This window comes from Streptomyces sp. NPDC041124, assembly GCF_055592385.1.
In genome coordinates this window covers 210868-223959 of the sequence record NZ_JBVIYR010000001.1, presented here as the reverse complement: position 1 = coordinate 223959, position 13092 = coordinate 210868, and the positions used below count along the sequence as shown (strand labels likewise).

Genomic DNA, 13092 nt, shown 5'->3' with positions numbered 1-13092 from the left:
GATGAGCCAGGAAAGCCTCGCGCCGGACGGCCACCCGCAGGGTCCGGACGCCCTGCCCGAGTACGCCGAGCGGGTCCTCGAAGTGGCCGAGCTGATCCCGCCGGGACGCGTCATGACCTACGGGGACGTGGCCGAGTGGCTGGGCGAGGGCGGCCCCCGGCAGGTGGGGCGCGTGATGGCCCTCTACGGGGGAGCCGTGCCGTGGTGGCGCGTGGTCCGCGCGGACGGCGTGCTGCTGCCGGGCCACGAACCGAGGGCCCTCGGCCACTACCGCGAGGAGGGCACGCCGCTGAAGGAGGCGAGCCGGGCCGCGCAGGGCCATGTGCCGCGGGTCGACATGAGACACGCGCGCTGGGACGGCGGCGGGGACACCGGGGGTCACACCTGACAGCTTCCGCCATCGGGCGCATCGCCGTGTGACCGGTGATCCGTCCCGGTGAGAGGGGTCACATCCGTGGCATGACGTACGTTCGTGAGATGAGGGACATGTGCGCCGTGAGTGGCCGGAGAGAAGAAGCGGAAGGTCTGCATCCACTGTTTTCCCCGGCGTAGCGTCGGCAGCGCGTATCCCGTTCACCACCCGCCCACCGCCCCGCACGCGCGGCGAACCGCCCCACAGCACACCCACCAGGACCGGCGAACCACGTGAGCTCCTCTTCTTCCACCAGCGGCCTGTCGCACCCCCCGGTGCGACGGGGGAACCGTGGCGCTTACCGGCTGGTGCGTACCCCCCCGGCTCACGTGCACCCCCCTGAACTGGACGCCGCGCAGCGCTCCGTGGTTGAGCACACGACCGGTCCGCTGCTCGTCCTCGCAGGTCCGGGCACCGGGAAGACCACCACGCTGGTCGAGTCCGTGGCCGCGAGGATCGCCCGAGGCGGGGACCCGGAGCGCATCCTGGTGCTGACGTTCAGCCGCAAGGCGGCCGTCGAACTGCGCGACCGCATGGCCCTGCGCATCGGGGCCGCGCACGCCCCGCAGGCCACCACCTTCCACTCGTTCTGCTACGCCCTCATCCGCGCCCACCAGGACAGCGACCTCTTCGTCGAGCCGCTGCGGCTGCTGTCGGGCCCCGAGCAGGACGTCACCGTCCGCGAGCTGCTCGCCGGCCAGGTCGACCTGGAGCGGCTCGGGCTCGCCCACGTGCGCTGGCCGGACGAACTGCGTGCCTGCCTGACCACCCGCGGCTTCGCCGACGAGGTCCGCGCCGTGCTCGCCCGCAGTCGTGAACTGGGGCTCGGTCCCGACGCCCTGGACGCCTTCGCCCGCCGCATCGGACGCCCCGACTGGCGGGCCGCCTCCGCCTTCCTCGCCGAGTACCTCGACGTCCTCGACCTCCAGGGCGTCCTCGACTACGCCGAACTCGTCCACCGCGCGGTGCTCCTCGCCGGCCGTCAGGAGATCGCCGGGCAGCTCGCCGCGCGGTACGACGCCGTCTACGTCGACGAGTACCAGGACACCGACCCCGCCCAGGTGCGGCTGCTGCACGCGCTGGCCGGCGGCCGCACCCTCGTCGCCTTCGGCGACCCCGACCAGTCGATCTACGCCTTCCGGGGCGCGGACGTGGGCGGCATCCTGGAGTTCCCGCACGCCTTCCCCCGCCCGGACGGCCGCCCCGCACCGGTCGAGGTGCTGCGCACCTCCCGCCGCTCCGCCGCCGTCCTCCTGGAGGCCACCCGGCGGATCACCCGGCGCATGCCGCTGCCCCGGCTCCCCGCCGAGAAGGTCCGCGCCCACCGGGAACTCACCCCGGTGCGGGACGGCGGCCGCGTCGAGGTCCACACGTATCCGACGTCCGGCACCGAGCTGGACAACATCGCCGACATCCTGCGCCGGGCCCACCTGGAGGACGGGGTGCCCTGGAACGACATGGCCGTCCTGGTACGGGCGGGCTCCCGCACCCTGCCCGTGGTCCGCCGCGCCCTCACCTCGGCGGGCGTCCCCGTGGACGTCGACGGCGACGACCTGCCCCTGCGCCACGAACCGGCGGTCGCCCCGCTGCTGACGGCCCTGCGCGCGGTGGCGACCGCGGAGGCGGGCGCGCGGGACGACGCCCCGACCTCGGGCCCCGCCGCCGACACCGGCACGGAGGCGTGCTGGCTCAGCACCGAGACCGCCCTCACCCTGCTCACGTCCCCCCTCGCCGGCATGGACACCGCCGACCTGCGCCGCCTCGGGCGGGCCCTGCGCGAGGAGGAGCGGGCCGGGGGCAACCCGCTGCCACCGCCCTCGGACGACCTGCTCGCCCGCGCGCTGGCCGAACCGGAACGGCTCGCCGTGCACGACCCCGTGTACGCGCGCGGTGCCCAGCGGCTCGGCTCCCTGCTGCGCCGGGCCCGCGAGCGTCTGGCGGGCGGCGGCACGGCGGAGGAGGCCCTGTGGGACCTGTGGGACGGCACACCGTGGCCCCAGCGCCTGGAACGCTCCGCGCGCCGAGGGGGTGCGGCCGGCCGCAACGCCGACCGTGACCTCGACGCGGTGTGCGCCCTGTTCGCGACCGCCGCCCGCGCCGAGGAACGCACCGGTGGACGCGGCGCCCTGAACTTCCTCGAGGAGATCGAGGCCGAGGACATCGCCGCCGACACCCTCACCCGCCGCGCCGCCCGCCCCGACGCCGTGCGCCTGATGACCGCGCACCGCTCCAAAGGCCTGGAGTGGCGCCTGGTCGTCGTGGCCGGCGTGCAGGAGGGCCTCTGGCCCGACCTGCGCCGCCGCGGCTCCCTGCTGGAGGCCGACCGCATCGGCCGCGACGGACTCGCCGAGCCGCTCACCCCCGGCGCGCTGCTCGCCGAGGAACGCCGCCTGTTCTACGTCGCGGCCACCCGCGCCCGCGAGCGTCTCGTCGTGACGGCCGTGCAGGCCCCCGCCGACGACGGCGACCAGCCCTCCCGCTTCCTGACCGAGCTCGGCGTCGAACCCAAGGACGTCACCGGCCGCCCCCGCCGGCCCCTGGCGGTCGCCGCGCTGGTCGCGGAACTGCGCGCCACGACGGTCGACCCCCGGGTCTCCGACACCCTCCGCCGGGCCGCCGCCCGGCGGCTGGCCCGGCTCGCCGCGCTCGCCGACGAGGACGGCCGCCCGCTCGTCCCCTCCGCGCACCCCTACCGCTGGTGGGGCATGTTCGACCCGACCGAGAGCAAGGTGCCGCTGCGCGACCGCGACCAGCCCGTCGTCCTCTCGGGCAGCGCCCTCGACCAGCTCGCCAACACCTGCGCCCTCCAGTGGTTCCTGGGCCGGGAGGTGAAGGCCGACGCGCCCGCCACCGCCGCCCAGGGCTTCGGCAACGTGGTGCACGTCCTCGCCGACGAGGTGGCCTCCGGCCGCACCCCGGCCGACCTCGCCGTCCTCATGGAACGCCTCGACTCCGTGTGGAACGCGCTCGCCTTCGACGCGCCGTGGAAATCGGCACAGGAGAAGGAGAACGCGCGCGTGGCACTCGAACGCTTCCTGCGGTGGCACGTCATGGACCGCACCGGACGCACCCCGGTGGCCAGCGAACACGACTTCGACGTCACCCTCGAAGCGGGCGACTACGAGGTGCGCGTCCGCGGCCAGATGGACCGCGTCGAAACCGACGCCGAGGGACGCGCCTACGTCGTCGACTTCAAGACCGGCAAGCATGCGCCCAGCTCCAAGGAGGTGGAGCGCCACCCCCAGCTCGCCGTCTACCAGCTAGCCGTCGGCGAGGGCGCCGTCGACGAGGTCTTCGACGGAGCGCGCCCCGAACCGGGCGGCGCCGAACTCGTGCAGCTGCGCCAGGGCGCCGCCCAACGGGACGGCGGCGACGCCCTGCCCAAGGTGCAGGCCCAGGAGCCGCCGGAGGGGGAGTGGATCGGCGACCTGCTGGCCACCGCCGCCGGCAAGGTCCTCGACGAACGGTTCACCCCGACCGCCGGCCAGCACTGCGCCCACTGCGCCTTCCGCGCCTCGTGCAGCGCCCGCCCCGAGGGCCGGCACATCGTCGAGTGACGGACGTCGCACATCGTCGAGCGATGGGCGTGGCGCATCGTCGAGTGACCGGCGTGACGCATCGCACCACCCGCCCCGACCTGCGGTTCCTCAGAACCGGACCGCTCCGTGGGCCCCCGCTGTCAGTACCCGCCGCTAGATTCTCCGTGTGCCCGCTCGTATCACCGATCCCGATCAGCTCAAGGAGCTCCTCGGGATCCCGTTCACCCCGGAGCAGACGGCCTGCATCACCGCGCCGCCCGCCCCGCAGGTGATCGTGGCCGGAGCCGGATCGGGCAAGACCACGGTCATGGCGGCCCGCGTGGTGTGGCTGGTCGGTACCGGCCAGGTCGCCCCCGAACAGGTACTGGGCCTCACCTTCACCAACAAGGCCGCCGCCGAACTCGCCGAACGCGTCCGCAAGGCACTGATCAAGGCAGGCGTCACCGATCCCGACGCCATCGACCCGGACAACCCCCCGGGCGAACCGCTGATCTCCACGTACCACGCCTTCGCGGGCCGCCTGCTGACCGACCACGGACTGCGCATCGGCCTGGAGCCGACCTCCCGGCTGCTCGCCGACGCCACCCGCTACCAGCTCGCCGCGCGCGTCCTGCGCGAAGCCCCCGGACCCTACCCGGCCCTCACCCGCTCCTTCCCCGACCTGGTCGGCGACCTCCTCACCCTCGACGGCGAGCTCTCCGAACACCTCGTACGGCCCGAGGACCTGCGCGCCCACGACGCCGACCTGCTGCGCACCCTGGACGACGTCAAGCTCACGAACGCCGACCTGCGCAAGGTTCCCGAGGCGGCCGCCGCGCGGCGCGAACTCGCCGGGCTGGTCTCGCGCTACCGGGCCGCCAAACGCGAACGCGACCTGCTCGACTTCGGCGACCAGATCGCCCTGTCCGCCCGCCTCGCCGCCATCCCCGAGGTGGGGCGGATCCTGCGCGACGAGTTCCGCGTGGTCCTCCTCGACGAGTACCAGGACACCTCGGTCGCCCAGCGCGTCCTGCTGGCCGGACTGTTCGGCGACGGCACCGGCCACCCGGTGACCGCCGTCGGCGACCCCTGCCAGGCCATCTACGGCTGGCGCGGCGCCTCCGTCGCCAACCTCGACGACTTCCCCGACCACTTCGCCCACTCCGACGGCCGCCCCGCCACCCGCCAGTCGCTCAGCGAGAACCGCCGCAGCGGAGGCCGCCTGCTGGACCTCGCCAACGGCCTCGCCGAACCGCTGCGCGCCCTGCACGAGGGCGTCGAAGCCCTCCGCCCGGCCCCCGGCGCCGAACGCGACGGCACCGTCCGCTGCGCCCTGCTGCCCACCCACGCGGAGGAGATCGACTGGATCGCCGACTCCATCGCCCACCTCGTCGACACCGGCAAGGCACCCGGCGAGATCGCTGTCCTGTGCCGCACGGCGACGGACTTCGCCGAGATCCAGGGCGCCCTCGTCGCCCGGGACGTCCCCGTCGAGGTGGTCGGCCTGTCCGGGCTGCTCCACCTGCCCGAGATCGCCGACCTGGTGGCCGTCTGCGAGGTCCTCCAGGACCCCGGCGCCAACGCCTCCCTCGTACGGCTGCTCACCGGCCCGCGCTGGCGCATCGGCCCCCGCGACCTCGCCCTGCTGGGGCGCCGCGCCCGGCGCCTGGTCTCCCACGCGTACGTGGACGGCGACGACGACCCCGACCGGCGGCTCGCCGAAGCCGTCGAGGGCGTCGACCCGGCCGAGGTGATCTCCCTCGCCGACGCCCTCGACACGTTCCTGGAGACACCGCTGGACGGCCGCGGGGACGACGACGGCCTGCCCTTCTCACCCGACGCGCGCGTCCGCTTCGCCCGCCTCGCCGCCGAACTGCGCGACCTGCGCCGCTCCCTCGCCGACCCCCTCATGGACGTCCTGCACCGCGTCCTCGCCGTCACCGGCCTCGAGGTCGAGCTCTCCGCCTCCCCGCACGCCCTGGCAGCCCGCCGCCGCGAGACCCTCTCCCACTTCCTCGACATCGCCGCCTCCTTCGCCGCCGGCGACGGCGAGGCCACCCTGCTCGCCTTCCTCGGCTTCCTGCACACCGCCGCCCAGTACGAGAAGGGCCTCGACAACGCGCTGCCCGGCGGTGAGAACACCGTCAAGGTGCTCACCGCCCACAAGTCCAAGGGCCTCGAATGGGACGTCGTCGCCGTCCCCGGACTGGTCACCGGCACCTTCCCCAGCGGCCAGGGCCGCGAGAAGTGGACCGCGCAGGGCAAGGTGCTGCCGCACGCGCTGCGCGGCGACGCCGAGACCCTGCCCGACGTCCCCTCCTGGGACTCCCGGGGACTGAAGTCCTTCCACGAGGCCATGAAGGACCACCAGCACACCGAGGAACTCCGCCTCGGCTACGTCACCTTCACCCGCCCCCGCTCCCTGCTGCTCGGCTCCGGACACTGGTGGGGCCCCAGCCAGAAGAAGCCCCGCGGACCCTCCGACTTCCTCCACGCCCTCCACGACCACTGCGCCGCGGGGTACGGCGAGATCGAGGCATGGGCGGACGAGCCCGCCGAGGACGAGGAGAACCCCGCGCTGCACCGGGCCGGCGACCACCGGGCGTGGCCGCTGCCGCTGGACGACGCCGCCCTCGCCCGCCGCCGCGCGGCCGCCGAGGCGGTCCTCGCCCACCTCGACGGCCTCGACGCGCCGCCCGAAGGCCCCGTCACCGCCCTACACGACCCGGACACCCACGACGACCCGGACTGGCCCCCGCCACCGGACGACGAGGAGGCCTTCCCCGACGAGGAGGCCTTCCCCGACGAGGACCCCTTCTCCGACGCCGGCCCGGACGACTGGGACTCGTGGAGCACCGCCCGTCCCACCGTCCCCCACCAGGCGACCGCCCCCGATACCACGGGACGCCCCCGCGTGCGGGAGCACCGGCCCGCCCGAACGCCGGCGGACCCCCCGCTCACCCCCGAGGAAGCCCGCACCGTCGCCTCCTGGGACCGTGACCTCGACGCCCTCACCGGGGAACTGCTGCGGACCCGCGCGAGCGTCACCGACGTCGAGCTGCCCGCCTCCCTCACCGCCTCCCAGCTGCTCCGCCTCGCCGAGGACCCGGATGCCTTCGCCCGGGAGCTGGCCCGCCCCATGCCCCGCCCGCCGCAGCCCGCCGCCCGCCGCGGCACCCGCTTCCACGCCTGGGTCGAGGCCCGCTTCGAGGCGCTCACCCTCCCCCTGCTCGGCCCGGACGAGCTGCCCGGCGGCGACGCCGAGATCGACGACGAACGCGACCTGGAGGCACTCAAGGAAGCCTTCGAGCGCACCGAATACGCCCACCGGACGCCCCACCGCGTGGAGGCACCCTTCCAGCTGTCGATCGCCGGCCGCGTCGTCCGCGGACGCATCGACGCCGTCTACAAGGAGGACGGCGAGCACGGCACGACGTACGAGATCGTCGACTGGAAGACCGGCCGCGGCCGCACCGCCGACCCGCTCCAGCTCGCCGTGTACCGGCTCGCCTGGGCCGAGCAGCAGGGAATCGAGGTGGAATCCGTCACAGCCGCCTTCCTGTACGTACGCACCGGCGAGGTGGTTCGCCCCGGCTCCCTGCCCGGCCGCGACGGGCTGGAGAGGCTGCTCCTGGAAGTGCCCCCCGGTGAGATACCGCACTCCGAGGACACCCCCGCGGGCCGATAGGCTCGAGATTATGAGCCAGCCCGTTGACAGTGCCGTCAGCGCCGTCCGTACGTACATCGAGCGGCACCGAGCCGCCTTCCTCGACGACCTCGCCGAGTGGCTGCGCATCCCGTCCGTCTCCGCCCAGCCCGACCACGCCCCCGACGTGCTCCGCAGCGCCGACTGGCTCGCCGCCAAGCTCAAGGAGACCGGTTTCCCCACCACCGAGGTCTGGCACACCCCCGGAGCCCCGGCCGTCTACGCCGAGTGGCCCTCCGCCGACCCCGGGGCGCCCACCGTGCTGGTCTACGGCCACCACGACGTGCAGCCCGCCGCCCGCGAGGACGGCTGGGACACCGACCCCTTCCAACCCGTCGTCCGCGGCAACCGCCTTCACGCACGCGGCGCGGCCGACGACAAGGGACAGGTCTTCTTCCACACCCTGGGCGTCCGCGCCCACCTCGCCGCCACCGGCCGCACCACCCCCGCCGTCCACCTGAAACTGCTGATCGAGGGCGAGGAGGAATCCGGATCCCCGCACTTCCGGGCCCTCGTCGAACAGCACACCGACCGGCTCACCGCCGACGCGGTGATCGTCTCCGACACCGGCATGTGGTCCGAGGACACCCCGACCGTGTGCACCGGCATGCGTGGCCTCGCCGAGTGCGAGATCCGGCTCGAGGGCCCCGACCAGGACATCCACTCCGGCTCCTTCGGCGGTGCCGTCCCCAACCCGGCCACCGCCGCCGCCCGCCTGGTGGCCGCCCTGCACGACGAACGCGAGCGCGTCGCGGTCCCCGGCTTCTACGACGGCGTCGTCGACCTGACCGACCGGGAGCGCGAACTCCTCGCCGCCCTGCCCTTCGACGAGGAGCGGTGGCTGCGCACCGCCAAGTCCCACGGCACCCTCGGCGAAGCCGGGTACAGCACCCTGGAACGCGTCTGGGCACGCCCCACCGCCGAGGTCAACGGCATCGGCGGCGGCTACCAGGGCCCCGGCAGCAAGACGATCGTCCCGTCCTCCGCCACGGTGAAGCTCTCCTTCCGGCTGGTCGCCGGACAGGACCCGGAGCACGTGGCGAACGCCGTCCGCGCCTGGGTGCCCGGACAGCTCCCCGACGGCATCCGCCACGAGATCTCCTTCAGCCCCGCCACCCGCCCCTGCCTGACACCGCTGGACCACCCCGCCCTCCAGTCCGTCGTCCGCGCGATGGGCCGCGCCTTCGGCAAACCCGTCCTGTTCACCCGTGAGGGAGGCTCCGGCCCCGCCGCGGACCTCCAGGACGTCCTCGGCGCGCCGGTGCTCTTCCTCGGCATCTCCGTCCCGTCCGACGGCTGGCACGCCCCCAACGAGAAGGTCGAACTGGACCTCCTCCTCAAGGGCGTCGAGACCAGCGCCCACCTGTGGGGCGACCTCGCCGAGCACTGGCGGCACGCCCCCTGACCGCCCCACGCCGTCCGCACCCGAAGCACGCGCGGGACACCCGGAACCGGCCCGCCACCACGCCGCGACCGGCCCCTCCCGCCGCACGCCCCGCCGACCCAATCCGTTTCACCGGGGGAGTTGGAAACAACCCGTGACCACCTGGACCGACCACACCGCCGACCGCCCCATCTCGCTCACCGCCCCGAGCGGCATCGACCGCGCCGCCCACCACCGGCTCGACGAGGCATGGCTCGCGGCGGCGTGGAGCCACCCCTCCACCCGCTGCTTCGTGGTCTCCGGCGGCCAGGTCCTCATCGACGAGACGGCGGACGGCCGCACCGAACTCGTCATGACCCCGACCTTCGAGGCCCCGCTCACCGAGGCCCACCGCTACTTCCTGGGCACCGACCAGGACGGCGTCAGCTACTTCGCCCTGCAGAAGGACTCCCTGCCCGGCCGCATGGACGACTCCGCCCGCCCGGCCGGCCTGCGCGAGGCGGGCCTGCTCCTGTCCCCGCGCGAGGCGGGCCTGATGGTGCACGCGGTCGCCCTGGAGAACTGGCAGCGGCTGCACCGCTTCTGCTCCCGCTGCGGCGAGCGCACCGTCATCGCCGCCGCGGGCCACATCCGCCGCTGCCCGGCCTGCGGCGCCGAGCACTACCCGCGCACCGACCCCGCGGTGATCATGGCCGTCGTGGACGACCGCGACCGCATCCTCCTCGGCCGGCAGGTCCACTGGCCCGAGGGCCGCTTCTCCACGCTCGCCGGATTCGTCGAGCCCGGCGAGTCCATCGAGCAGTCGGTGCGCCGCGAGGTCCACGAGGAGGTCGGCGTCACCGTCGGTGAGGTCGAGTACGTCGCCAGCCAGCCCTGGCCCTTCCCCTCCAGCCTCATGCTGGGCTTCACCGCCCGCGCCACCACGACCGAGATCGACGTCGACGGCGACGAGATCCACGAGGCCCGCTGGTTCTCCCGCGACGAACTCGGGGCCGCGTTCGCGTCCGGCGAGATGCTCCCGCCCTACGGCATCTCGATCGCGGCCCGCCTCATCGAGCGCTGGTACGGCAAGGACCTGCCGACCCGCGGCGCCTTCTGACCCGGCTCACGACGCGGTGGGGTGGCCACCCCACCCGCGGCGACGCGAGGACCCGCCGCGACGCGAGGACCCCCGCACCGCTCGGATCACCGCTCGGAACGCTCGGAGCACCGCACGGAAACAGGTGCGCCCCCACCGGTCATGTCGACCGGAGGGGGCGCGCAGCCCGAAGAGTTCAGGCGCCGAGCGCCTGCTTCACCTGGGCGAGGCTCGGGTTCGTCATGACGACCTCGGCGCCTCCACGGGAAGGAACCACCTGGACGGTCGGAACTGTCTGGTTTCCGCCGTTCGCCTTCTCCACGAACGCCGCCGACGCGGGGTCCTGCTCGATGTTGATCTCGGTGTACGCGATGCCCTCGCGGTCCATCTGGCTCTTCAGCCGACGGCAGTAGCCGCACCACGTGGTGCTGTACATCGTCACAGTGCCCTGCATGCCTTTCGCGCTCCTTCGGCGGCTCGGGGAAAGTCCTCGTCGTGGAGGCAACGTACGTGCAAGCGCCGGCATTCCCACCGCGCGGTGCGCCGCCCGCCGGCCCGCGGACGGTGCCGGCGTGACGCCCGCCGCATTCGTACGACCGCGAGGCCCTCCCTGTGGACAACCGGCTCACCTGTCCCGCACGACCTGGCAGCATGGCTGTGTGACAGCAGCAACGCACTCCACCCTCTTCCCGCAGGCACCGGACTCGGCCGACGCGGTGCTCGAAGGGCTCGACCCCGAGCAGCGGGCCGTGGCCACCGCCCTGCACGGTCCGGTGTGCGTGCTGGCGGGCGCGGGCACCGGCAAGACCCGGGCGATCACCCACCGCATCGCCTACGGGGTGCGTGCCGGGATCCTCCAGCCCTCCAGCGTGCTCGCCGTCACCTTCACCAACCGGGCCGCCGGAGAGATGCGCGGACGGCTGCGCCAGCTCGGTGCCGTCGGGGTCCAGGCCCGCACCTTCCACTCCGCGGCGCTGCGCCAGCTCCAGTACTTCTGGCCGAAAGCGATCGGCGGTTCCATGCCCCGGCTCGTCGACCGCAAGATCCAGCTCGTCGCCGACGCGGCCGCCGTCTGCCGCATCCGGCTCGACCGGGGCGAGCTGCGGGACGTCACCGCGGAGATCGAGTGGTCCAAGGTCACCCAGACCGTCCCGGCGGACTACGCGGCCGCCTCGGCGAAAGCCGGCCGGGAGACGCCCCGCGACCCCGCCGAGATCGCCCAGCTCTACTCCGCCTACGAGGAGCTCAAGCGCGAGCGTGCCGTCATCGACTTCGAGGACGTACTGCTGCTGACCGTCGCCGTCCTGCAGGACCGGCACGACATCGCCGACCAGGTCCGCGCCCAGTACCAGCACTTCGTCGTCGACGAGTACCAGGACGTCAGCCCGCTCCAGCAGCGCCTGCTAGAACTGTGGCTCGGCGACCGGGACACCCTGTGCGTGGTCGGCGACGCCAGTCAGACGATCTACTCGTTCACGGGAGCAACCCCCGACCATCTGCTCGACTTCCGTACGCGGCATCCCGGCGCCACCGTCGTCAAGCTCGTCCGCGACTACCGGTCGACCCCCCAGGTCGTCCGGCTGGCGAACGGACTGCTCGCCCAGGCCCGCGGCCGTGCCGCCGACCACCGGCTGGAACTGGTCTCGCAGCGCGCCGCGGGGACCGAGCCGGCCTTCACCGAGTACGGCGACGAACCCGCGGAGGCCGAGGGCGTCGCGGGCCGCATCCGTGAGCTGATCGACGGGGGCGTCCCGGCGAGCGAGATCGCCGTCCTGTTCCGGACGAACTCCCAGTCCGAGTCGTACGAGCAGGCCCTCGCCGACGCGGGGGTGCCCTACCAGCTGCGCGGGGCCGAGCGGTTCTTCGACCGTCCCGAGGTGCGCAGGGCGATCCACTCGCTGCGAGCCGCGGCCCGGTTCGGGCGGAACGACGCGCTCCTCGACGACGCCCCCGACCTGCCGTCCCAGGTGCGGGCCGTGCTCTCGGGCGAGGGCTGGTCGACGCAGCCGCCGGCCGGTTCGGGCGCGGTCCGTGAGCGCTGGGAGTCACTGGCGGCACTGGTACACCTGGCCCAGGACTTCGCCACCGCCCGGCACGGGGTCACCCTCGCCGACCTCGTCGCTGAACTCGACGAGCGGGCCGGGGCCCAGCACGCGCCGACCGTGCAGGGCGTCACGCTCGCCTCGCTGCACTCGGCCAAGGGGCTGGAGTGGGACGTCGTCTTCCTGGTCGGTGTCGCCGAGGGCATGATGCCGATCACCTACGCAAAGACGGACGAACAGATAGAGGAGGAGCGACGCCTCCTCTATGTCGGTGTGACCCGAGCCCGTGAGCGTCTCCACCTCTCCTGGGCGCTTTCCCGGACGCCGGGCGGCCGGCCCAACCGGCGTCCCAGCCGCTTCCTCGACGGACTGCGCCCGGGATCGCAGGCGGCCGGCGGACGCGGCGGCGCGGCCGGTCCGGGGGGAGTGGAACGGGGCAGCTCCGGCGCGGCGTCGGTCCCGGCCGCGCCGCGCCCGCGACGGGGACAGCGCAGCCCCGCCCGCTGCCGGGTCTGCGGCCGCACGCTGACCGACGCCGGCGAGATGAAGTTGATGCGCTGCGAGGACTGCCCCTCCGACATGGACGAGGGCCTGTACGAGCGGCTGCGCGAGTGGCGTGCCGACCAGGCGCGGCGCAGCGGACAGCCGGCCTTCTGCGTCTTCACCGACAAGACGCTGATCGCCATCGCGGAGACGGCTCCTGACGACGAGCACGATCTGGCCCGCATCCCCGGGGTGGGGATGCGCAAGCTGGGCCGCTACGGAGCCGATGTCCTGGCCATCTGCGCGGGCCGTGAGGCGGCCGGGGAGCGCAATCCGGACTGATGCGAACTCGTCGAAAAAATAGTTTGCGCATGCCCCGACGATCCCCATAGGTTCTTAGGCACGGGGACAGCGGCCTTCTCCAAGGCCCTGATTCCGTGTTCTACTTGCACATCCGCGGACTGGTTCA

General features: G+C 73.7%; 7 protein-coding genes. 6 read left to right on the top strand and 1 reads right to left on the bottom strand.

The genetic code is table 11. The features are described 5' to 3' along the window. Window position 1 precedes the first annotated feature (1 nt). From ACZ6A9_RS01065 to nudC, 5 genes are all read left to right on the top strand, one after another. Window positions 2-388, top strand: a complete 387-nt coding sequence (locus ACZ6A9_RS01065) for an MGMT family protein (protein ID WP_468976079.1) — start codon at window positions 2-4, stop codon at window positions 386-388. Between the two features lie 257 nt (window positions 389-645). After that, window positions 646-3969, top strand: coding sequence for an ATP-dependent helicase (locus ACZ6A9_RS01060; protein WP_468976077.1), 3324 nt, complete (start codon window positions 646-648; stop codon window positions 3967-3969). Between the two features lie 148 nt (window positions 3970-4117). After that, window positions 4118-7618 carry a UvrD-helicase domain-containing protein gene (locus tag ACZ6A9_RS01055; protein WP_468976075.1) on the top strand — a complete coding sequence of 1167 codons (3501 nt, stop codon included), beginning with the start codon at window positions 4118-4120 and terminating at the stop codon, window positions 7616-7618. Between the two features lie 10 nt (window positions 7619-7628). Beyond that, entirely contained in the window at window positions 7629-9041 is a 1413-nt protein-coding gene (locus ACZ6A9_RS01050; RefSeq protein WP_468976073.1) for a dipeptidase, read from the top strand. 133 nt (window positions 9042-9174) lie between these two features. Further along, window positions 9175-10119, top strand: coding sequence for an NAD(+) diphosphatase (nudC, locus tag ACZ6A9_RS01045; RefSeq protein WP_468976070.1), 945 nt, complete (start codon window positions 9175-9177; stop codon window positions 10117-10119). 175 nt (window positions 10120-10294) lie between these two features. On the opposite strand, the gene ACZ6A9_RS01040 is transcribed toward nudC, so the two are convergent. Beyond that, the gene (locus ACZ6A9_RS01040) at window positions 10295-10552 is read right to left on the bottom strand and encodes a mycoredoxin (protein WP_468976067.1); all 258 of its coding nucleotides are present in this window, start codon (window positions 10550-10552) and stop codon (window positions 10295-10297) included. A 205-nt stretch (window positions 10553-10757) separates the two neighbouring features. Here ACZ6A9_RS01040 and ACZ6A9_RS01035 point away from each other — a divergent pair, with 205 nt between their 5' ends. Then, window positions 10758-12965: an ATP-dependent DNA helicase UvrD2 gene (locus ACZ6A9_RS01035; RefSeq protein ID WP_468976065.1), complete on the top strand. Its 2208-nt coding sequence runs from the start codon at window positions 10758-10760 to the stop codon at window positions 12963-12965. Window positions 12966-13092: the final 127 nt, after the last annotated feature.

Bases quoted from the DNA above. Each gene is read 5' to 3' on its own strand.
- ACZ6A9_RS01040 (WP_468976067.1), bottom strand. From the start codon at position 10,552: ATGCAGGGCACTGTGACGATGTACAGCACCACGTGGTGCGGCTACTGC.
- ACZ6A9_RS01065 (WP_468976079.1), top strand. From the start codon at position 2: ATGAGCCAGGAAAGCCTCGCGCCGGACGGCCACCCGCAGGGTCCGGAC.
- ACZ6A9_RS01050 (WP_468976073.1), top strand. From the start codon at position 7,629: ATGAGCCAGCCCGTTGACAGTGCCGTCAGCGCCGTCCGTACGTACATC.